This is a genomic window from Sphingomonas cellulosilytica, assembly GCF_052321755.1.
Classification (GTDB): Bacteria; Pseudomonadota; Alphaproteobacteria; order Sphingomonadales; family Sphingomonadaceae; genus Sphingomonas.
Genome location: NZ_JBQRTT010000008.1, coordinates 20,321 through 42,170, shown reverse-complemented (window position 1 = coordinate 42,170; position 21,850 = coordinate 20,321). Strand labels below are relative to the sequence as shown.

Below are 21,850 nucleotides of genomic sequence, written 5' to 3'. Positions count from 1 at the left end.
CGATCGCGGACCGGGCAACGTCAGAACGCCTTGGTGACCGACAGCTGGAAATTGCGCCCGAGCGGGTCGCCGTACCGGCTGTAGAACAGCGGGGAGCTGCTGGTGTCGCGCGGCGGCCGCTTATCGAGCACGTTGTTGACGATCGCACGCAACGTGATGCCGTTGTCGTAGGCGTAGGACACCATCAGGTTCTGATAGGTCTGCGCCGGAACATACGCCGATCCCTGCGTATCGTCATATGAGCGCTTGGTGTTCAGATAGTAACGGTCGAACACTAAGGTCTGAACGCCGATGGAGAAGGAGTTCTTAGTCCAGCGAACCGTGGCGTTCCCGCGCCACGGCAAGGCGCCGTACCCGCCCGCGATGGCCGACTGGCCGCCCGACACGCCCAGGTAGCTCACGATTTCTCCGGGGAAGCCTTCGACTTCCAATTGTCGGTTCCAGGTCGCTGCGCCTTGGAGGTCGACCCGCCCGCCAAACAGGTTGAACCAATAATCCAGCTGAAAGTCGACGGACTCCACCCGCGTCCCGACGAAATTGGAGAGCGACAGGTCGAGGTAGGTGATAGGCCCGACCGCATATCCACCAGATGCCGGCCCACGTCTGACGCGATCCGGATAGAGTTCGAGGAACCGGAAGAGTTCGGCAGTCGCGCCTTCCAGCTTGCCGTTGAAGGAGCGCGCGGCATACTGAAACGCGATCGGCGCGAAAAAGTTGTTGCTCTTCGTGATCCGCGTCCAATCCGCTGAGAAGCGCAGGTTCGGAATGACACGCGGCGTCAGGATGACACCCGCCGTAATCGTTTTGGATGTCTCCGGCTTCACCTGGGGATTACCGCCGTAACTCGCCTCGATGAAGCCGTCGGCGTTCTCGACCCGCTCGAACCCACGCAATGGATCGACGAGGGTGACCTCAAGCGGGCCGGTTTGCTTGCTGAACTGCGTCAGCGTCGGCGGCAGATACCCGGTGCCGTAGGAGGCGCGGAACATCACGTCGCCGACCGGCTGCCAGCGGAAACTGACCATCGGGTCGATGTGGGATCGCTGCGATTCACCCACACCACTTTTATATCCTGCCGGAGGACAGGCGGCATAGTCCGCCGCGGTAGGGATTGCGAGGCCGGCGTAACACGTGAAAAGTTCGGAAGCGCCGCTGGCATCGTAATATTCGCCGCGACCCGACACGCGGATGTCGAACAACTTGACGAACCGGATGTCGTTCGCTGGTGAGATGATCGGAAACGCGACCTCGCCATAGCCTGACCAGAGCTTGTAGCTCGCCTTCGGCTGATAGGCGATGAAATACCCGAACAAACCCGCCGAGCGGACGGCTTCTCCCAGCCGGTCCTCGGACCGTTCGCCGTTCACGGTCACCTGGATCTTGCCGCCCGGCAGCTTGATCGGCAACGGCCCGGACAGCCGCAGCGACGTCGTCAGGTTGGACGAGAGTTGCGGCGCGTTTCTGTAGTTGAAGCCCGTGTTATACACGACAGGAAAAGGATTGGCCGTAACATCCTGCAGATAATTGATCGTTCCGTCTGCCAATGCGTCTCGCGTCGATTGCGCCACGAACGGCGGGTAGTCCGGAATGGTATAGCGGCTGCGCGCATATGAAACGTCGATATTGGCCTGCCATGCGTACGGCAGCTTGAAGATGCCGCCACCTACCACACTCCATTGCTTCAAGGTGTTGTCGAACCGCTGGATATCACCGAAATTCGGCCCCAAAACCTGGATTCGGGTGGTGAACGGGTTGTTTGGCGCATTGGCCGCCAGATCGACGATATTGGCGCCCCGACTGACGAAGGAGACCGACCGGTTTTCGCTATATTGCCCCTGAAGGTAAAGCGTCATCCAGTCGTTCATGTTACGCCGGACGGTCAGCAGGCCGCTGTAGTTTTCGCCGCCGTAGATCAGTGGTGCATCGAGACCGCCGTTCGTCGTGCCGGCCGGTGCCTCCAGGTTGATACTGCCGATATTGGCCAGTAGCGGTGTGACGCCGTCCAGCAGCACCCCGCGGTACCCCTCAGGCACATAGCCGATGCCGCTGCTCAGCACGGCACCGCCATATTGTGGCTTGAGCCGCAAGGGCGCCGGCCTTCCGTCCGTGCTGCGGGTGAGATTTCGGAAGTTCGGGGTGGCGCCGGGTGGAATAATCGCGCCGAACGGATTTTTGCCGGTCAGCCGGATCGTCTCGGCGACATTGTCGTTACGGATCCCGATACGGTCGCGGTACAGAACGGGAAGCGCCTTGCGCCAATTGCCCCCGAAGCTGATGTTGGTCCGGCCGCCTTCCAGCGTCTTCGCCAGCGACAGGTCGATTCGCCCCGTACCGGCCACGAAATCGTCGGTGTTCGAATAGGTCGCGGTCAGCTCGCCACCGGAGTAAGCATGCTTCAGCACGATGTTGATCGCACCGCCGCTGGCGCCGCTGCCGTAGATCGAGGAGGCGGACGATGCGAGCACCTCGATCCGCTCGATCGACGCCAGTGGAATACCGGTGATCTGCGCCTGGCCGAACGTCCCGTTACCCAGATTGACGCCGGGCTGGCGGCGGCCGTCGACCAGGATCAGCGTTTCGCGCGATCCGAGACCGCGCAGGTTGACCTGCGACAGCCCCCTCGCCTCGCGGTTCAGCGGATTGTCGAGCCCGGCCTGGCTGGCCGTACCCGCGCTGTTGTTCACCGTCAGCTGGTTGCGCAGGAACGTCTCCAGATCCGGCGCGCCCGAGCGCTTGATATCCTCGGACGTCAGCACGATGAACGGCTGGCTGTCGTTTTCCGTGCGCTCGATGCCCGTGTTCAGCGACCAGTCGCGCCGGCCCGTCACCAGGATGTCGGGGGTCGCATCCATCGAGGCGATCTCTTTGGGCCGCTTGATGATCGCGATCGCGCCCGAAGGGTCCGTCTGCGCGAAGAAGCCGGTCTGCAACAGCAGGCGGATCAGCACGAGGTCCGGCGTCGCCACGCCCTTGAACCCCTTCGTCCGGCCGTCGGCGATCTCGTCGGCCGAATAGATGATTTGGCGCTTGGACTGCGCCGCCCATTCGTCGAGCGCGGCCTTGAGCGTGCCCGCCGGGATGTTGAAGCGGACCTTTGCCGTGGCGGTGGCCGTTGATGCCTGTGCCTGTGCCTGTGCAGCCATGGCCGGCGCACTGGTGCCGACCAGCAGTGCGATGGCGACGCGAACCCTCATGCGATGCTCCCCCATTTCCCGCGCCGGCCGTCCGTTTTGGACATACCCGGCCCTGGGTAAGACAATCGGGTGTCGCAAACCCGTAACATGGATCGAAAATTATCTTGCGACAGCGGGAACCGGGGGACCTGGAGATCGGTCGACCAAGCGCCGCACCTCATATAAAGAAATCTTTATATCCCGATTGACAGTCCCGCCGGGCTGGTGTTGAAGGCGCGGGTCGAGGTTCCCCGCCTCAGGCGTGACGGCGGGGCTAAGACGGGAAGCCGGTGGCGCTCTTGCAGGGCGGAATCCGGCGCTGCCCCCGCAACTGTAAGCGGCGAGCGATGGTCCCATTTCGTGTCACTGAGCCTCCGCAAGAGGCTCGGGAAGGCCGGAACCACCGCATTGACCCGTGAGCCAGGAGACCTGCCTTTCGACGCCATAACGTTCCTCGGACGGGGGTTCCTCCGGTGGATCGCGCTTGACGCAAGGTCCGCGACACGTGCGTGTCGGCACGGGCTTGCCCGTGCCTCGCGCGCTCTATCCTGCGGCTCACCCGTCTGCACAGTGCAGGTGAGTCATGACGAATAGCGGCTTCACGTTCACGATCGGCAGCATCCCGTTCGACGAGGGCTATCGCCCCGCCGACAACACGCGCACCACCACCAATTTCGCCAATCTGGCGCGCGGCGCAAACCGGCAGGAGAATTTGCGCAACACGTTGCAGATGATCGACAATCGCTTCAATTCGCTGGCGCATTGGGACAATCCGGAAGGGAACCGCTACGCGGTCGAACTCACGATCCTGTCCGCGGCACTGACGATCGATGCCGCCGATCCCGCCGACGCGTTTCCGCTGATCGAGATCCTGCAGACGACCATCGTCGACCGGACCACCGGCGAGCGGATCGACGGCATCGTCGGCAACAACTTCTCGTCATACGTCCGCGACTACGACTTCAGCGTCGTGCTGCCCGAACACCTGCGCCGGCATCCGGAGGGCGGCGCACCCGAAGGGTTCGGCGATCTGCACGGCAATCTGTTCAAGCACTTCCTGAACTCGGCCGCCTATCGGACACGGTTCGCCAAGCCGCCGGTCATCTGCCTCAGCGTGTCGAGCAGCCGGACCTACCATCGGACCACGAACGGGCACCCCATCCTCGGCGTGGAATATCGCACCGACGATGTCTCCGCGACCGACGCCTATTTCGCGAAGATGGGCATGACGGTGCGCTACTTCATGCCGCGCCACGCCGTCGCGCCGCTCGCCTTCTACCATATCGGCGACCTGATCGGCGATTACACCGCGCTGGAACTGGCCGGCACGATCAGCACCATGGAAACCTTCCAGAAGATCTACCGGCCGGAAATCTACAACGCCAATTCGGTCGCCGCCGCCCGCTATCGGCCCAGCCTCACCTATCAGGATTATTCGCTGACCCGCATCGTCTACGATCGCGAGGAACGCAGCCGGCTGGCGATCGAGCAGGGCCGCTTCGCCGAGGAACATTTCATCAAGCCGCATGCCGCGGCGCTCGATCGGTGGTCTGCACGCTGCCCCCGCTGACCTTCCGCGATCCACAAAGGTATTTTTCGACATGACGACCTTGTTGCCGACCACCACCGCAGGCAGCCTGCCCAAACCCGCCTGGCTCGCGCAGCCCGAAACGCTCTGGTCGCCGTGGAAGCTGGAGGGCGAGGCGCTGGCGGCGGGCAAGCGCGACGCGCTGCGCCTCGCGGTCGACGACCAGCGCCGGGCCGGAATCGATATCGTCGGCGACGGCGAACAGACACGCCAGCATTTCGTGACGACCTTCATCGAGCATCTCGACGGCGTCGACTTCCAGCAGCGCGAAACCGTCCGCATCCGCGACCGCTATGACGCGAGCGTGCCGACCGTGGTCAGCGCCGTCTCCCGCCCGAAACCGGTGTTCGTCGAGGATGCCCGATACCTTCGCGCGCAGACCGACGGGCCGATCAAATGGACGCTGCCCGGCCCGATGACGATGATCGACACCCTGTACGACGCGCATTATCGCAGCCGCGAGAAACTGGCCTGGGAATTCGCGCTGATCCTCAACCAGGAGGCGCGCGAGCTGGAAGCGGCGGGTGTCGACATCATCCAGTTCGACGAGCCCGCGTTCAACGTCTTCTTCGACGAAGCGAACGACTGGGGCATCGCCACGCTGGAGAAAGCGGCGGAGGGGCTGCGCGCCGAAACCGCGGTGCACATCTGCTACGGCTACGGGATCAAGGCCAATACCGATTGGAAGAAGACGCTGGGCTCGGAATGGCGCCAGTATGAGCAGACCTTCCCCAACCTGCAGAAGTCGACGATCGATATCGTGTCGCTGGAATGCCAGAATGCGCGCGTGCCGATGGAGCTGATCGAGCTGATCCGCGGCAAGAAGGTGATGGTCGGCGCGATCGACGTGGCGACCGACGCCGTGGAAACGCCGGAGCAGGTCTCCGACACCCTGCGCAAGGCCTTGCGCTATGTCGACGCCGACAAGCTCTACCCCGCCACCAACTGCGGCATGGCGCCGCTGGCGCACGACGTCGCGCGCGGCAAGCTGCGGGCACTCAGCGCCGGCGCGGCGATCGTGCGGGCGGAGCTTTCGGCCTGACGAGCGACGAGGGCCTGTGTAGCGGTGACCCGGCCGGATAGCGACGGCCACCTGGGCGGCGACGCGCACCTTCAGCCGTCAGCCTCCTGTGCGATCGGCGTCGCGATCACCTCAAAGGGTGGAATTTCCAGCGTACTGTCGGGATCCGCCAGGGTGATCTGGCGCGCGCGTTGCACCAGCGCGTCATAGGCGCGCCGTGCGACAGGGCGATCCGACCAGGACCGCAGTGCAGCCACCACCGTGCCAGCGCCCGCATCGCGGTCCAGCGTGGTCAGCGGATAGGAGGCTTGGTCCAGCGCCGCGACCATCAGGTCGATCGCAAGCTCCACCTGCCCCGAACGCCCCAGAACGCCTGCCAGCCGCACCCGCTCCCGAACGCCCATCGCGGGCGAGTGCGGGAGCCGGTCGAGCAGCGCCTGCGTCGTTGCCCCGTCCAGCGGGCTGCTCGCGACATCGGCCAGTGTCGCGAGCAACTGCAGATCGTTCGCCGTGATCTCACCGGCACGCAGGCGCGCGCTGAGTTCATCCAGCCGGGCGGGCGCTTCACCGCTTGCCACCAACCCGCGCGCAACGATGTCATATACCGGCTGCGCGGTGTGACGATCGTCCGGCGACAAAGCGTCCAGCTCGGCCGACAGCTCTGCCATGACATCGGCGCGCGCGAAGATCGATGCCAGCACGCGGTCGCCCGCAGCTATCCGTGTGGCTACCACACCCATCACGCCCATGCGCGCTGCCTCGTCGCCGACATTGTTGCGCCACCATCCCCGAACGATGCCCGGCACGTCTCCAGGCGCGCGCTTCTGCGCCGTCAGCATCGGCAGGAGCAGCGTGACAAGGGGGGCAGAGGCATCGCCGGTCTGACCGCGGGCGTGCAGGACGGCCTGAACGGCAGGATCGTCCGGATAGGCGGCGCTGTAGCGCTCGAATACGCCGCCCAGCAGCGCGGCGAAATCGACGCCGGCACCCCCGTCCGCCGCCATCTGCACCTGCATCCATGCCGGATCATCCAGCTTCAGCTGGCTGCGCGCGATCACCGAGTCCGCCTCCGCGCGGTCGCCGATCAGGCGATAGGCGAGCGCCAGCGCGGCCGCAGCCCGCGTATCGCCCTTGTGCTGGTCCACATAGGGACGCAGCAGCCCCACGAGCAGTTCGCCGTCGCCGTTCTGCCGATAGAAATCGAGCGGCGCGGTGCGATAGGCTGCCCTGTCCGGGTCCAGCGCGATCAGGCGTCGCGAGTAGTCCAGCACCTGCCGCTGCGGCAGATTGCCAGCCGCCCCCATGATGACATCGTTGTATAGCGCCGTCATCTGTTCCGGCGTCGGTTTCACGGCCTTCATCACCGCGTCGATCTTGCGCTGCCGGTCCTGCGCGGCCTGCCGATTACGGAATATATCTATCGCGTTTTCCAGCTGCGGCGTTGCCGCCAGCCCGCTTTCCAGCGCCTGAAGATGCTGCATCGCCCCTGCCGCATCGCCCGTGAACCACGCGGTCAGGAAGGGAGCGAGTTCCGCCGCATCGGGATATGTGCCGTTCGCCTGCTCCACCGCAGCCATCAGCAGCGCGCGGTTGGCGAGCAGCGTGTCCGGCAACAGCAGGTGGGGCAGGACGGGCGCGATGCTGCGCTCGCGCGGATCGCGGATGTAGGCGACGTCGCGGTGCAGGATCGCCGCAAGCCGTATCGCCTGCGCCGGGGACAGCGGATGCGCCAGCAGTGTCCGCAGCACCCCGGTGGCCAGCGGCGAAGGGACCGCGCCACCTTCCATCCGCGTGGTCAGTCGGTCGTACAGGTCGAGCTGTTGCTCCGTGGTGAAGTCACCCGGCATCCAGTCTCCGCCCCAATAGGCGCCCACTGCGGCGCTCCATCCGATCCGGTCGTTGGCGCGCGTGTTCAGCAGGTCGAGCAGCCGCGCCTCCGCGATCGGCGCACGTCCCATCGCCGCGCCCAGCCGCGCATAAAGCTCGGGCTGCGCGCGGTACAGGTCGAACAGCGCGGCCTCGCCATTGGCCATGCCCGTCACCACGGGAACGACGACGGCCCGGATCTGCTCGGGTGACAGGCCGCGTACCGCCTGGCCGATCAGTTGCGACAGGTCGGGCGGCATGCCGCCGATCGCCTGCTTCTTCTCCGCCGCTACCTGCCAGGCCTGGTCCGAACGGAACTGATCCTCCAGCGTGGTCCGCGCCATGTCCATGTCGCCCGCGCGGATCGCCAGCGCCATGGCCAGTGCGGCATTGCCGCTGTCTCGCGCCTGCACGAACAGCATCGCGGCGCCGCGATCGGACCAGCCGGGCACCGCGGCCCCGCGCACCCCCTCCAGGTCGCGGAACAACGCGCTCTGGCGCTGATAGGCGATATCCTTTCCGAAGAGCGGCGCCAGCGCTGCGTCCCAATCCGCCAACCGGCCACTGTCCAGCTGCGCGGAGCGTACCCGCCGGCCCAGGTCGACGATGGAGGCGAGGCGCGCATGGTCGAGCAGCGTTCCCGGCGCCTTCGTGTCGATCGGGGCCACCGCGGTATCGAACATGCCCTGAAGCGCCACGATCGCCGCATCGCCCTGCGGCCCGGCGGCACGCCAGTTGAGCAGCGCACCCTCGGTCAGCGTGGCCCCGAACTTGTCGATGTCGAACGCCTGGTCCGCGGCGTTGCGCGCGCCCTCCGCCTGCCGTGCGATGACACGCGTCAGCCCGCGCCAATACCAACGAAACGCCAGCGCCGGTTCGCCGTTCTGTTCGCGCAGGATCGACGTATCGACGAGCAGGTTCAGATTGTCCTGGTCGCGTGCGAGCGCCAGCCCCATCGCCGCCAGCGCCGCGTCCTTCAGCCCCGCCGCGGCATAAGCGCGTCCGCGAACCTCATCGACGTTGACCAGGCCCCCATTGCTCATCAGCGCGAACGCGCGCTCCGCACCGGCCCGATCGCCCGCTTTCAACATCGCGACGGCAACCGAACCATAGAATTCGGGGGGATAAGGCTGACGCAGCGCGAGCAGCCGGCGCATGTAGCGAAGCCTGCGCTGCGGCTCGTCCAGCGTCACCGCGGCGGCACCTTCGCCACCGTCGACAGGCCCGGTCAGCATCAGCAGCTGGCGTAGCGCGTAGGGGCGCTGTCCCCCGGCCCCCGGCAGCGACGATTCGTAGGTGCGCACCTCCAGCGCGGCGTCGCCCGACATCTCGGCCAGATCCACCAGGATTCCGCTCAATCGCGCATCGGCACCCGATTTCGCGATCCGCTCCAACGCGCGGCGCTCCACCCATTGCAGGGCCGCGAGACGCGCCGGCCCGATTTGGTCCCGCCCGCCGCTGCCCGGATCGGCGAGGTCCAGCATCCCGTCCAGCCCGGCCGCAGCGGCATCGTCGCTGCCGGCGGTTTCCACGGCGAATTGCAGCACCGTCGCCGCTTCGCTCCCGCGCCCCTGCTTGCGCAGCGCATCGGCAAAGCGCGTGAGCGCGTCGCCGCTCCCCGGATCTGCCGCCAACGCGCTACGATACTGGTCCAATGCGGCGCCGCCCAACCCCGCCAGCGCATAGACCGCACCACGGAATTCGGGCGCGGCATCATCGAAGCTTGCCATCAGCCGCTCGAGTTCCGCGCGCTTTGCATCTCCGGTGCCTTCGCCGTAGCGCACGGCGGTCAAGGTCAACTGGCGCAGGTAATCGTCGCGATGAGCGGGATCGGCCGTCACCAGCCGGCGCAGCGTCACCTGCAAGGCATCGTAATCCTTCAGCCGTGCGAAGATTTGCGCCTGCTGACGCAGCGCCGCGACCTCGCCTTGCTTCGTTGCGCCCGCGTAGCGGCGGACCGCGGACAGCGCGCCCGTGCGGTCGCCCTGGGCCAGCCGCAGCGAGACCAGGAAATCGATCTCATCGGGTTGCGCCGTGCCTGCGGCTAACCTCGCTTCGCTGTCGCGCGCCAGCGCGTCGATCCGCCCCGCGTCGTTCGCAAGCGCGGTGATCCGCTTCTCGGCATAGCTGCGCCGTGCGGGCAACGTCGCCGCTTGCCGCACCGCCATCCAGCGGCGGAGCGCTTCCTCCGTCTGCCCGGCACTCGCGGCCAGCTGGGCGGCCTGCACCGACCGGTCGTAGTCGAGCGCGCCGCGCGCTTCCAGCCGATGCAACATGTTCAGCGCCTTGTCAGGCTGTTGCAGCAGGTCGTACCCATCGGCGATCTCGGCCATCACCGCCGCCGAAGGCGCGTTCGCCGCGAGCGCGGCCAGTGCGGCCTCGGCTTCCGCAGTCTTCCCCTGGTCCAGATAGCTCCGGAACAGGAACAATTGCGTGACGTTCCCTGCCGCGGTCGACCCATCGGTTCGCATCATGGCGATCGCATCGTCGCCCAGCCCCATCGCGACCATCTGCCGTCCCGCCGCGGTCAGCACCTCGGTCCGCCCCCTGTTCGCGGCGAACAGCTCGCGGAAGACCGCTTTGGCCTCCGCCTCCTCGCCGCGGCCCAGGTACATCGCCGCCAGCCCGACGTAGGCATCGATCGCCTGCGGGGTCGTCGCGATGCGCCGGCGATACTCGGCGACGCCGCCGGCCCTGTCACCCGCCAGGTTCAATATGCCGATCAGCCGATCTCGCAACGCGGGATCGCGGGACCCGCGAACCAGCGCGATGGCATCTGCGTTGCGCCCCGCCTCCAACAATATGTCGGCACGCGCGGCCTCGATGTCGGCCGTTTGGGGTTTCGACGCCAGGAACGCGTCCGCGGCCGTCATGTCCCCTGCTGCGCGGAATCCCTCCACCAGCAGCGCCAGCGCATAGTTCCGGTCGCGGGGATCCTTGGCCAACGTATAGGCACGCCACGCCGCGCGGCGCGTACTCTCCCCATCGGCCGCCGCCGCGGCCCATTCCGCATCGCGCAGCGCACCCGTCAGTCCGCCCGAATTGCCAGCCGGATCCAGCGCCAGCGCCGCTGCGGGCTTGCCCAGCAGCGCCACCACCGTTGCCATGCCGCCACGGCTCGCCTCCGGCTGCGACTTGGCGAAGGCCACCAGCGCATCCGGGTTCGCCAGTCCCGCGATCAGCGCGATGCGCAGTCCCAGGCGCAGGCGCTCCGCGGCGACCGTCGAACTATCCCGCGCCTTGCGGTACCAGTTTGCCGCCGCGCCTGCATCGGTGATCTCGGTCAGCTCACCACGCACCATGTAGGCGTCGGTGCCGGGGGACGCGGTGATCGCCGCATCGGTGGCTGCGAGCGCGTCGGTGCGGTCGCCTTCCCGCCAGAACAGCGCTGCGTTCAACAACAGGATGCGGGCGCGCCGGTCGCCCTGGGCCTCTGCACGCGCCATGGCGTCCAGACGGGCATGGAGCGCTCCGACCTCGCCCGAAGGCAGCGTCCGGTCGTACAGCCGACCCACCGCTGCCGCATCCAGCCGCGGCGCCGCGATCAGGGCCGCCAGCGCGGCGTCCGCCGCCTCTGCGGCCGGGACCGCCGCATACGTACCGGTGGGGAACGACACGCCGAGCATCAGCGCAAGGACGAAGGTGCGATAAGGGGTCATGGCAGTCATCATGCTGAGGTCGTGCGCCGGACATGGCGTGCGGGCGACCGCCTGTAGAAAAGATCGCAAAGGTAGAGCAGCATGCCCAGCAGCGTCAGCCACGGCCACAGGTCCGCCGCCGCCAACCCGCCGGGTCGTGCGGGGGGCTGGTTGCCATCTCCCGTCGCGCCATCCTGATATCGCCCCCCGGTCAGCTCGGACAGCCGGGCAAGAGGCATCGCGCGCGCCGGCAGGACCGCGCCCGCAGCGGCGATGTCGGATCGGCCGCGCTCCGCGATGCGGATCACGCCGCTATGTCCATCCTCCGCCTCGATCAGCACCGGTCGATCGTTTGCGACCGCCATGTCGGCGACGAACAGCCCCGGGGCCCGCGCCTCCAGCGCGATCGGCCGCTCCGGCGCAGCGCCGTCGGCCCTCATCAGGCGCAGGTGGGGCACGGGCCCTGCGCGTCCGTCCAGCCTCTGCGCAGCGATAGCGACATGGTCGAATCGCCGCGTCACGTTCACCGTCATGTCCGGCCGCTGGCGCGCCGTCATACTCGCCAGCCGCGCCAGCCACTGGCCATACTGCTTCCAGGAGCGCCAGCTGAGGGACCCCTCGCCCAGCGGCTCCGTCATCATCGCGCTCACCCGACCGCCCCCGTACAGCCAGCTCACCAGGATCGGATCGCCCGATTCTGTCGCGAGCAGTGTCTCGGCATCCGGTCGCGCCCGCACCCGGGTGTAGCCGCTCAGCGGCGGAATCGCGGCGATGCCCGCGTCGCGCCACCACATCGCGCCGGAGGTGTCGCGCAGTGCCTTGGCGCCCGGCTGGTGGTCCGGTTGCGGCTTGATCTGCGGCTGCTTGAAATCGATCGAGACCAGACTGAATTCGTCGGGTACCGCATAAAACCGGCCATGGCCGTTGCGCGCCCAGCGTGCCATCATCTCGGTGGCTGCCGCGTCGTCGCCGGTCAGGATCGTCGACACGTTGACGCGGTCCTGCGCGATCTGCCGCAGCAACTGGTCGTACCGATTGGGTTGCAGTTCACCGTCCGTGATGACGACGATGTTCTTGTAGCGCGTGTTGACGCCCTTCAGCGCGTAAAAGGCATCCTCCAGCGCGGGCAGCAGGTCGTCACTGCCCTGCGCCTGCAACCGCGCGATTGCCCGCCCGTTCGCCTCGCGGTCCGTCACGGGCTGCAACGGCACCGTCCATTGCCGCGCGCCGTAAAATTCCAGTACGCCGAACTGGTCGGTCGGCTTCAGTTTGTCCAGGATACGCCGCGCCATCTGCTTGGCGTTGTCCAGCCGGTCTCCATGCATCGAACCGGAGGTGTCGACCACGATGACCACGCCGACGCCGGGCTCCTCCACCTTCTCCTCCGGCAGCGGCAGGACGGGCAGGGCAGCCCCCAGCGGTGCGCCGGCATAGCCCCCCGCACCGAACACCGTCTGGCCGCCCGTCACCAGCAGGCCGACATCGTCGCCCGCCACCGCCCGGCTCAGTCGGCGCTGATCGTGCGTGGGCAACCGGTTTGCGGGCACGTCGTCCAGCATGACCAGGGGATAGCGTGCGACATCGCCGATCGCGGCCGGATCCCGCGCGTCGACGCGGAAACCACGGCCCAGTAGCCGCTGCAACAGCGGCACGGCGCCCGTCCGACGCGCGCCCAGATACAGCAGCGGCAGAGGGTCCTGCACCGCCAGCACCGTGTCGATCGTTCCCCCTGCTGCGTCCACGCCGTCCATCCTGACGCGGAGCGGCACGAAGCCCGCACGCTCGGCGGGAAAGCGCAACGCGACCTCGGCGGGTCCGTCGGCCTGCACCATCCCGCTCGCCAGCGTACGGCCCCCGCTGGTCAGCGACAGCCGGTGCGGCCGCCCGTCGCCCTGCACCGCCACGCGCACCACGGCCTGCTCGCCGACGCGCACCGCCGCCGGACGAACGTCGCCGATGAACGCGCGCCGCGCCGGATCTTCGATGCGGATCGTGTCGACGGGGATGCCGCGGCGGACCATCGCCGCCACCTGCCGCTCCCAATGGCGGTCGGTCGAGCGCCCGTCGGTGATGAGCGTGATCCCGCCCGCCCCGATCGGCAGCGATTGCAGCGCGCGCGCCAATCCCGGCGTCAGCGATCCGCCAGGCAGGACATTGCGCGTATCCACCGCAGCGACAATCGGCGCGCCACCCAGCTGTATCAGCAACCGCCGCGCGTGAGGGGCCTCGGCCAGCCGCCGCGCAAGCGCCTTGCGTATCTGGGTGCGCGCCCCCGCACTCAGGTCGTCGCGCTGGTCGACGACATATATCTGGGGGGCGGTGCCCCGGCGATAGATCAGGCTGGGCTGCGCAAGTCCGGCGATCAGGCACAGGAACGTCCCTGCCCGCAACACCGCATGCGCCGGCCGCCCCGAAGGGGCTACCCACCACAGCAACGGCAGCAGCAGGAGCAGCCAACCCGCCTGCGGATAGAAAAAGGTCAGGGACATCGCGATCAGGGCATCCGATGGCGTTGATAGGCGATCCACTCGCCCGCCAGCAGCAGGATGGCGAGCAGCATCAGCAGCGCGTACGGCGCATCGTGCGGCAGCAGTGCGGAACGCCCCTCGCCCACCGGCATCCCCACGGGCGGGACCGCCGCCACACCCAGGGTGGTGGCGCGGTCGGTGAGCGCGACTGCGATCCGGCGGTCCTTCAGGTGCAGCACGCCGGCATCGTCCGCAAAGATCTGCCCGCCCAGCCCCCGGTCCGCACCTGGCGTGCTGCCCGGCCAGTCGGTCATCGCCGACACTGCGGGCAACGGCCACCCGGCCTTGGCATAGGGGATCCAACCTTGCTCGCCCGCCAGCCAACGCAGCGCACGCGACACGAAGAGCGGCATGCCCGGCGTCTTGGCGAAGGACGAACCTGAGTCGAAAAGCGGCGCCCACACGCGAACGGCGCGCCGGGATGCATCTGCGACGTCGACGCTGATCGGCCGATGCATCTGGTCGGCCAGCATCGCGGCGTCGATCTGCGCCAGACCGTAATCGTCCAGCCGCGCTGCCAGATCGCGGCGTTCCTCCGCAGGTCCCGAAAACAGGAACGTCTCCGCAGCCTTGCCGACCGGCGCCAGTGTCAGGCTGGGGCGATCACCCCCGAACGCCTCGCCGGCGCGGCGCACCACCACCTGCGCCTCGTCCGGCGCCACGATCGCGAACGCGTCGTCGTGGGCGATCACGGCACGGATCGTGGGCGGGGTGGTGGACGAGAGCGCGATGCGGATCACGTGGCGATCGGGCAGCCGGACGGCCGCACGGTCGTCGGCGGGAAAGCCGTCGTGCCGCCGCAGGGCCACGGTCAGGAGATCGCCGTCCGCATCCACGTCACGCAGCAGAAACCGGCCCGCGCCTGCTGGCACGATGCCGGCCGGAACGATCGGCCGGCCACCACGCGTGATGGAAAAGTCGTCTATTCCCGGCGGCCGGTTCCCGGGTCCGGCGAACGCGACCAGCACATCCGCCTTGCTCCACCGGCCCGACGCCGCAGGTGAGGCACCCAGCGCTACGATGCCCCGATTGTCCGGCACCGGCTTCGCCAGATAGCCGTAGCGCAGATGCGCCGCACCGCTGGCCTCCACTGCCCCCCAGCCGCCGTAATAAGAGACGGCGGGCATCGGTGCGCCCGGCGTGCGGGCCACGCGTTCCGCGATCCACCCGCCGAGGCTGGATGGGCGGGGATCGGCATCGATCCGGTCCAGCCGCGCCGCCAGCAATGACGTGCTCTCACCCGGCGCCAGCAACTGCGTCGCCGTGGCGTCGCCCAGGAACACCGCCCGCCGTGATGGTGCGACACCGCGCACATCCGCCAGCAGCGCACGCTTGGCCGCCGCCATGTTGCCGGCCAGCACCGCGGAGTTATCGAGATAGAACAGCCGAAAACCCCGCCCCCCGGCGGCAGCGTTCAGGATCGGGCCGGCAAAGGCGAACCACAGCGGCAGCACCAGCGCCAGCGACAGTGCATAGGATGTCCAATAGCGAAAGCGCGGCCCGCGGATGCGCAACATCGGATCGCGGGTCACCTGCTCCCACAGCGGTGTCGCGGCGAAGGCGACGACGCGCCGCTGGCTGCGCAACCGCTGCAGCAGGTACAGCGCACCGGCAAGCACCGGTACGCCGGCTATCACCGCCCACAGCGGAAGGTTGGCGAAGCTCATAGCGACCGTCCGCCCGCGAGCAGGGGAACGAGCTGATCCAGCACGTCGCGGTTCGCGTCCAGCCGAACCATCCCGGCGCCGCGTGCATGCGCGAAACCGGTCAGCGTCGTGGCGAATTCTGCATAGAGCGCGCGATACCGTTCCAGCGTTGCCGGTGTGATCGACAGCGGCAACTGCCGTTCGCCGTCGTCGATCGTCACATCGCCCGCCAGATCGGGGTTCAACGCCGGGTTTGCATCATGGAGCCGTACCAGCTGCACCAACAGCAGCCGGTGCGGCAGAGCGCCCATCGCGGCGACCGTCGCTGCCGCACCCTCGTCGTCGAAGAAGTCCGAGATGACGACCACCAGCCCGTGCCGTACGCGCATGCCCGCCAGCCGGCGCAGCGCCGCGGCGAGGCCGCTGCGCTGCCCCCCCGTCGTCCCTGCCAACGCCTGCGCCAGCCGCGCCACCGCCGCCTTGCCGGTCAGGTTGCGCAAGTGCAGCGTCAGGTCGTCGGCAAAGGTCAGCAGATGGATCGAGTCATGCTGCTGCAACGCCACCGCACCGATCGCCAGTGCGGTGCGCAGGGCGGCGGCGATCCGCGGCGGGGTTTCGACATACATGCTGGGTGACGCATCGACCAGCAGATACACGGGCAGATCCTGCCGTTCCTCGAACACGCGCACGAACGTCTTGCCCAAGCGCCGATAGATGTTCCAGTCGATCGCACGCAGGTCGTCGCCGGCGACATAGGGCTTGAAGTCGGCAAAATCAGAGCCCTGCCCGCGCGCCGGGGTCCGCTGATCGGCGAGTCGCCCCCCCTTCTGCGCCAGTCCGATGCGCAGCGACAGCGCGCCCAATCGTTCCAGGAAGGACGGGTCGAACAATTCGCCGAACGTTGGCTTCGCATTCATCGTGCGCGCCCCGCATCACGATCGAAGTAGCGCCGCACCAGTGTCTTGTCGTGCAGCGATGCCGGTTGATGGCCGATTCGGCCGCTGTCGCCCTCCTGCTGTCCACGCTCTTGAGCGGCGATGGCGCCTGGATCGGGAGCACCGCGCAGTTGGGCGGCACGCGTCGTGCTGCGTGCCGCGCCGGTATTGACCGTTCCTATCAAACGATCCTCCATCGGCACCGCGAGCAGCAGCGCGCCGATGCCGCGAGTGTGCTTCAGCGCGTCCTTGCCCGAACTGCGTCCGCTGCCTTGTCCGCTCTGCCGCCCCCCATTGCTGGTCTGCTGCCCCGGCTTCTGCTGCGACTGCTGCGGCTGCTCGTTACCGGCCGCAGCGACATTCGGCGCCGCGGCACCGCTCCGCCCCTTTGGCGCACTGCCTGGCTGCGGCGGCAGGGGCATGTTGCGTGACGACCGCGCATCGGTGGCAGATTGCCGGCCCCGCTCGCCCTCCTGCTCTCCTGCCGCATCGCCACTGGACGCGTCACGCGGTGCAGCGCCTCCGTCCCGGCTTGCCGATTGATCGGCTTCGCTCGCCCCTGGTCCGGCCTCGACGCGCTCCTGCCTGTCCCGTCGCGCGCTTCCTCCCGACGCCGCCGCTTCACCTCTTGCGGGCGAAGCACCGGCAGATGCATTCCCTGGCTGCTGCTGCGCTTGGGAGTCCTGGTTCGAACCCGCCTCACGCGCATCCGGTTTCGCGCCCCCTGCCACCTCCGCATGGCTTGGATCGACGGGGGCCGCGGGCGATCCGACACCCGCGTCGCCGCCGCCTGCACGCGTGCCGTCGGCCCCCACAACATCTCGGGCCGACCGGCGGTCTCCCGCCGTCCCCTCGCTCCGCTTTCCGACCGCAGCATCCGACCGAACCGAAGATGTTTCGGAACCACCAGTCACACGACCCGGCAGCAGTGCGATCGCGATGATCGACACCGCCGCGACCAGCATCAGCCACTGCGCACGGCTCGGACGAACCGGACCGCTCGGGCCGGGGAGCGGCGCGTCCGCGGCGCGATCGATAAAGCCTTGCGCCTCCAGCAGTGCCGCCTCGTGAAAGCCGTCGCGTGCGGCCAGGCGCAGGAATTCGTCGCTGGTTTCCGCTCGGTTCTTCAACGCCAATCGCGCGTCCACCAGTGCCAGTGCGTCAACCCGGGTCTGACCGCCACGCCGCACCAGCGCGAACACCACCGCGCCAACGATGACCGGCACGAGCAGCCCTAGCCCGGCCAGGGCGAGCGGCGCCATCAGATCCGTCATCCGGATGGCGAGCAGCACGAGCGCACAGGCCAGCGCCGTCGGCGCGACTATCCCGATCACGCGGATCGCTGCCCGATGATCGGCCACCAGCCTCAGGTGTTTCCGTCCACGCGCCTCGATCCGATCGAGTGTCCGCTCGAATGCCGTAACGGAGATCGTCGAACTCGGATTCATTGCACGGCCCAATTGTTCCGCTCACCCGTTAGCCCGGCTAACTTGCACGGAGCTTGCAGTGCGCTTCGCTGCGCATGCGACGTTGAAAGAGGCGAAATCCAAAAGAGGCCGGGTGTTCGATCCCGGCATCGATGGATGGGGCATGGGGCCAATCATCATCCGCCCACCCCTTTTCGGGCACCAAGCGGGGGGGCGTGTCGGCAAGTCCGATCTCACCGCCCTGTTGGACCGACGCTCCGCTTCGAAACGTCGTTCCTGGCACAAGTAAGAGCGTTGCTGCGTTGCCGCGCTACCGCTTGGCAGGGGCGCGGCAGCCTGCACGTTCGTCGATCTGCTCCATGGCCATGGACACCAGGGATGCCGCCAGCTCACCGGCGGGGGTGGAGAGCCGCTCCAGCGACACGAGGGCTTCACCCAGGATACGTCGCGCGCCTCCGGTGTCCGTGACCATGGCTTTGCTATCATCTTGCATGTCTCGATCCTCATGCGCGATCAGGCGAGGTCGTGGATCCGCGTCACTTTCGCCAGCACCTCCTCCACCAGGGCATCGGCGGTGATGCCACCGGCCTGGGCGTGGAAGTTGGTCACGATGCGATGGCGCAGGGCGGGTGTGGCGATGGCGGCGACATCCTCGCTGCTGACCGCGAAGCGGCCGTCGAGCAGCGCCTGGACCTTGGCTGCCAGCATCAGCGCCTGCACTCCGCGCGGAGACGATCCCAGCGCGACGTGGCGGGTGACGATGTCGGGCGCATATTCGCTACCGGGCTGCGTCGCGATCACCAGTCGGATCGCATAGGTCTTGGCGGCGGTCGGCACCGGCACCTGGCGCACCACCTCACGCATCCGCATCAGGGTGGCGCCGTCGGTCACCGCGTCCACCGACACCTGCTGCGCGCCGGTGGTGCGGTCGACGATCGCGTGATAATCGGCCTCGGTCGGGTAATCGACCAGCAGCTTGAACAGGAAACGGTCGAGCTGCGCCTCGGGCAGCGGGTAGGTGCCCTCCTGATCCACCGGATTCTGCGTCGCCATCACGCAGAACGGTTCGGGCATGCGGATGGTGCGGCGGCCCACCGTCACCTGCTTTTCCTGCATCACTTCGAGCAGCGCCGATTGCGTCTTGGGGGTCGCGCGGTTGATCTCGTCGGCCAGCACCAGGTTGGATACGATCGGCCCCTGCTGGAACACCAGCTCGTGGCCGCCGCCCTCTGCCTCGGTGAGCATGGTGGTGCCGACGATGTCGGCGGGCATCATGTCGGGCGTGAACTGGATGCGCGAGAACGGCACCGCCACCGCACGGCTGGCGGCATGGACCAGCGCCGTCTTGCCCAGCCCCGGCACACCCTCCAGCAGCACATGCCCGCCCGCCATCAGCGCGGTCAGCACGCCGTCGATCACGTCGCCCTGCCCCACCATCATCCGCTGCACCTCGGTGCGCACCCGCCCGAAGACGTCGCGAAACTCCGCCGCCGCCTCGCGCGCGGCATCGGCGGTGATCCTGTTCTCGTTCTGCATGGTGATCCGTCCTTGATCCGGATGTGAGCGCGCCTTCACCTTCCTGGCATCGCTTCCTTGCACCAGTCTGGCAGCCGAGCCGATGGATCGGTGATCGGGCAGGCCCTGCGGCGTGCAAGGCTGATGCAAGCTTGACGTGCTTGATGGTGCCATGGATCTCGAACACCGATGATGACGCCGACGATGGCCGCCGTCCTGCTGGTCGCGCAGGCGTTGCAGTCGGCCGCCGCGCCGATGGGCACCGACGCCAAGGGACGGCCGACCATCGCCGTCGCCATCGACGGCAAGCCGCCGGTCGAAGCGATCGTCGACACCGGGGCGGAGCGGACGATCCTGCTGTCCGGCCTCGCGCGCGACCTGGGCTTGCCGGCCGTCGGCGAACAGGTCGCCGTGTCGGGCATCGCCGGCGGGGAGTCGGCAAGCCGTTACAACGTCAAGAGCCTGTCCAGCGCGCTGTTCGACCTCAAGGACGTCGACCTGATCGCACTGTCGTCGATCGGCGTCACCAAGGCGCAGGCGATCGTCGGCGTCGACCTGTTCCGCACACGCAAGCTGGTGATCGACCGTGCGCAGCGGCAGGTCCGCGTCGAGCCGTCGGGGCCGGGCGCACCCGGATCGGTCGCGGTCGGCGGCACCGCTGCCGCCGAGGGGCTGATCGTGCCGCTACTGGTGAATGGCGTACCGATGCAGGCGCTGATCGACTCGGGCGCCGAAGGCTGCGTCGCCGGGCCGGATGTGCTGAAGGCGCTGGGTTGGGACGCGAACGATTACCGCCTCTCGCCCTATGGAGGGGTGAGCGGCGCTGCGGCCGGGGGGGCCAGCGCGCAATTGGGCACCATGGACAGCATCGCGATCGGCCCCCGTGCGTTCCGCGGCGTGCCCGTGGTATTCCTCGGCCAGCCCGCCGCCGGCGGCGGGACGGGCAAGCCGACGATGATCGTCGGGCTCGATCTGCTGAACCGGCTGGCCTCCTACGCCCTGGACTTCCCACGCGCCGAGTTGCAATTGCCAGCCCAGGCCACCGCTGACGCGCCGCGGTAGAACCCGCCGCCGCCGCCGCCGGACAGGGGATTGCCGCACGCGAGCCGCATTGCCGGCCGAACCGTCACCCTTCAAGCCGCCGGCGCCGGGAATTCCAAAGTGAAGACCGCGCCGCCATCGCTGCCTCGGGCGACGGCGATCCGCGCGCCGTGGAGGTCGGCGATCGCCTTCACGATCGTCAGCCCCAGGCCATGTCCCCCCGGCGTCTTGGAGAAGCGGACGAAGGGTTCGAACAGCAGGCCGATCTGCTCCTCCGCGACGCCGCCGCCCTGGTCGGATACGCTGACCGAGCGGTCGCCGCCCACCGTGATCGTCACCCGCCCGCCCTCGGGCGAAAAGGCGAGCGCATTGCCGACGAGGTTGGACAATGCGACGTCGATCAACGCGGCATCGCCGGTGACCGTCATCGGCACCGCATCGAGCCGCATCGTCACGCCCCTGTCGATCGCCACCGGTTCGAGCGCCGAGATGACGCGGCGGCAGGCGGCGACCAGGTCCATCGCGTCCAGCGGCCTGGCGCGCTCGCGCACGCTCATCAGCGTCAGCAGTTCGTTGACCAGCCGGGTCAGACGGCGGACATCGGCGACCAGCTTGTCCTTCAGCGGCTCCGGCTCGATCATCTCCAGCCGCGTCCGCAACACGGTCAGCGGCGTGCGCATCTCGTGCGCGGCCGCGGAGAGGAAGAAGCGCTGGCGCTGTTCGACATCGGCGACATGCGCGATCCCCCGGTTGACCGCATGCACCAGCGGCAGCACCTCGGTCGGCAGGCCGCGTTCGGGCAGGCGGCTGACCGCCGCACCGCCATCGAGCGGCCGGATCAGCCGCGCAATCCGCCGGATCATGACGATATGGCCGGCCAGGATCGCCATGCAGATGACGAACACGGCCAGCGCCGGCAGCAGAAAGGATCGACTGTAGTTCCAGAACAGGCGGGCATACGTCCGCCATTTGGGCGGCACATGCAAATCGATCGGCTGCACGAGGCCGGACACCTCGTACGATTGCACGCCGTCGCAATCGATGAAGAGGATGTAGCCCCAGCCGGCCGGTTCGCGGACTATCTGATCGAGTTGCGCGCAGATGTCGCGCGACGTGCCGCGCTTGGCCCGCGCGATGCGATCGAGGTCGAAGCGCCGATACAGGCGCGGGGTGCCGATCACCGTATCGCCGGCGGTGATGCTGTAGCGGAGGTCCGGATTGCGGCCCGCGGCGGCGCGATACACCGGGTCGCGCACGATGGCCCGTGCCATCGCCTCCGGCGGCAGGCCGGATACCGTCTGTTGCCAGATCACCTCGCGCACCGCTTCCAGCGTGGTTTCTCGCGGATCGGGCGGATCGAGCGAGGGGAAGTCCATCAGCGGGCGCACCGCGAAGACATAAACGCTGCCCACCAGGAAAATCCCGGTCAGCAGCAGCACCTGCACCAGCATCGACCGGGCAATACGGCCCGC

Annotated in this window: 12 protein-coding genes and 1 riboswitch; of the genes, 3 read left to right on the top strand and 9 right to left on the bottom strand. The window is 67.9% G+C overall.

All coding sequences use genetic code 11. The annotated features are described in order from the left end of the window. Positions 1–20: 20 nt before the first annotated feature. Complete coding sequence (locus tag ACTZQ5_RS12335; protein WP_443585483.1) at positions 21–3,194, bottom strand: TonB-dependent receptor domain-containing protein; 3,174 nt, start codon at positions 3,192–3,194, stop codon at positions 21–23. A gap of 206 nt (positions 3,195–3,400) precedes the next feature. After that, positions 3,401–3,624: riboswitch (cobalamin riboswitch) on the top strand. 132 nt (positions 3,625–3,756) lie between these two features. Between ACTZQ5_RS12335 and ACTZQ5_RS12330 the strand changes: the two genes are divergently transcribed. Continuing rightward, the gene (locus ACTZQ5_RS12330; protein ID WP_443585482.1) at positions 3,757–4,743 is read left to right on the top strand and encodes a DUF1852 domain-containing protein; all 987 of its coding nucleotides are present in this window, start codon (positions 3,757–3,759) and stop codon (positions 4,741–4,743) included. A gap of 31 nt (positions 4,744–4,774) precedes the next feature. Continuing rightward, positions 4,775–5,803 carry a methionine synthase gene (locus tag ACTZQ5_RS12325; RefSeq protein ID WP_443585481.1) on the top strand — a complete coding sequence of 343 codons (1,029 nt, stop codon included), beginning with the start codon at positions 4,775–4,777 and terminating at the stop codon, positions 5,801–5,803. A 71-nt stretch (positions 5,804–5,874) separates the two neighbouring features. On the opposite strand, the gene ACTZQ5_RS12320 is transcribed toward ACTZQ5_RS12325, so the two are convergent. The 7 genes from ACTZQ5_RS12320 to ACTZQ5_RS12290 form a co-directional block, all read right to left on the bottom strand. Beyond that, complete coding sequence (locus ACTZQ5_RS12320; RefSeq protein ID WP_443585480.1) at positions 5,875–11,307, bottom strand: tetratricopeptide repeat protein; 5,433 nt, start codon at positions 11,305–11,307, stop codon at positions 5,875–5,877. Between the two features lie 8 nt (positions 11,308–11,315). Then, entirely contained in the window at positions 11,316–13,775 is a 2,460-nt protein-coding gene (locus tag ACTZQ5_RS12315; protein WP_443585479.1) for a VWA domain-containing protein, read from the bottom strand. Between the two features lie 5 nt (positions 13,776–13,780). Next, positions 13,781–15,481 (bottom strand): BatA domain-containing protein, encoded by a 1,701-nt coding sequence (locus ACTZQ5_RS12310; RefSeq protein ID WP_443585478.1) that lies wholly within the window; start codon positions 15,479–15,481, stop codon positions 13,781–13,783. Further along, on the bottom strand, positions 15,478–16,377 hold the full coding sequence (locus ACTZQ5_RS12305) for a DUF58 domain-containing protein (protein WP_443585477.1): 900 nt from the start codon (positions 16,375–16,377) through the stop codon (positions 15,478–15,480). Before ACTZQ5_RS12305 ends, ACTZQ5_RS12310 begins: the two co-directional genes overlap by 4 nt. Beyond that, entirely contained in the window at positions 16,374–17,843 is a 1,470-nt protein-coding gene (locus ACTZQ5_RS12300) for a hypothetical protein (protein ID WP_443585476.1), read from the bottom strand. Before ACTZQ5_RS12300 ends, ACTZQ5_RS12305 begins: the two co-directional genes overlap by 4 nt. Before the next feature lie 289 nt (positions 17,844–18,132). Further along, a complete protein-coding gene (locus ACTZQ5_RS12295; RefSeq protein ID WP_443585475.1) occupies positions 18,133–18,294 on the bottom strand; it encodes a hypothetical protein in 162 nt (53 codons plus the stop codon). 41 nt (positions 18,295–18,335) lie between these two features. Continuing rightward, the gene (locus ACTZQ5_RS12290; RefSeq protein WP_443585474.1) at positions 18,336–19,358 is read right to left on the bottom strand and encodes an AAA family ATPase; all 1,023 of its coding nucleotides are present in this window, start codon (positions 19,356–19,358) and stop codon (positions 18,336–18,338) included. Between the two features lie 168 nt (positions 19,359–19,526). Between ACTZQ5_RS12290 and ACTZQ5_RS12285 the strand changes: the two genes are divergently transcribed. Then, positions 19,527–20,399, top strand: a complete 873-nt coding sequence (locus ACTZQ5_RS12285; RefSeq protein WP_443585473.1) for an aspartyl protease family protein — start codon at positions 19,527–19,529, stop codon at positions 20,397–20,399. 71 nt (positions 20,400–20,470) lie between these two features. Here ACTZQ5_RS12285 and ACTZQ5_RS12280 read toward each other — a convergent pair whose 3' ends face one another. Then, on the bottom strand, positions 20,471–21,829 hold the full coding sequence (locus ACTZQ5_RS12280) for a sensor histidine kinase (RefSeq protein ID WP_443585472.1): 1,359 nt from the start codon (positions 21,827–21,829) through the stop codon (positions 20,471–20,473). Positions 21,830–21,850: the final 21 nt, after the last annotated feature.

Coding starts and splice junctions, on each gene's coding strand:
- ACTZQ5_RS12305 (WP_443585477.1), bottom strand. CDS start 16,377: ATGAATGCGAAGCCAACGTTCGGCGAATTGTTCGACCCGTCCTTCCTG.
- ACTZQ5_RS12330 (WP_443585482.1), top strand. CDS start 3,757: ATGACGAATAGCGGCTTCACGTTCACGATCGGCAGCATCCCGTTCGAC.
- ACTZQ5_RS12325 (WP_443585481.1), top strand. CDS start 4,775: ATGACGACCTTGTTGCCGACCACCACCGCAGGCAGCCTGCCCAAACCC.
- ACTZQ5_RS12285 (WP_443585473.1), top strand. CDS start 19,527: ATGATGACGCCGACGATGGCCGCCGTCCTGCTGGTCGCGCAGGCGTTG.
- ACTZQ5_RS12290 (WP_443585474.1), bottom strand. CDS start 19,358: ATGCAGAACGAGAACAGGATCACCGCCGATGCCGCGCGCGAGGCGGCG.
- ACTZQ5_RS12295 (WP_443585475.1), bottom strand. CDS start 18,294: ATGGTCACGGACACCGGAGGCGCGCGACGTATCCTGGGTGAAGCCCTC.
- ACTZQ5_RS12335 (WP_443585483.1), bottom strand. CDS start 3,194: ATGAGGGTTCGCGTCGCCATCGCACTGCTGGTCGGCACCAGTGCGCCG.
- ACTZQ5_RS12280 (WP_443585472.1), bottom strand. CDS start 21,829: ATGCTGGTGCAGGTGCTGCTGCTGACCGGGATTTTCCTGGTGGGCAGC.
- ACTZQ5_RS12315 (WP_443585479.1), bottom strand. CDS start 13,775: ATGTCCCTGACCTTTTTCTATCCGCAGGCGGGTTGGCTGCTCCTGCTG.
- ACTZQ5_RS12310 (WP_443585478.1), bottom strand. CDS start 15,481: ATGAGCTTCGCCAACCTTCCGCTGTGGGCGGTGATAGCCGGCGTACCG.
- ACTZQ5_RS12300 (WP_443585476.1), bottom strand. CDS start 17,843: ATGAATCCGAGTTCGACGATCTCCGTTACGGCATTCGAGCGGACACTC.
- ACTZQ5_RS12320 (WP_443585480.1), bottom strand. CDS start 11,307: ATGACCCCTTATCGCACCTTCGTCCTTGCGCTGATGCTCGGCGTGTCG.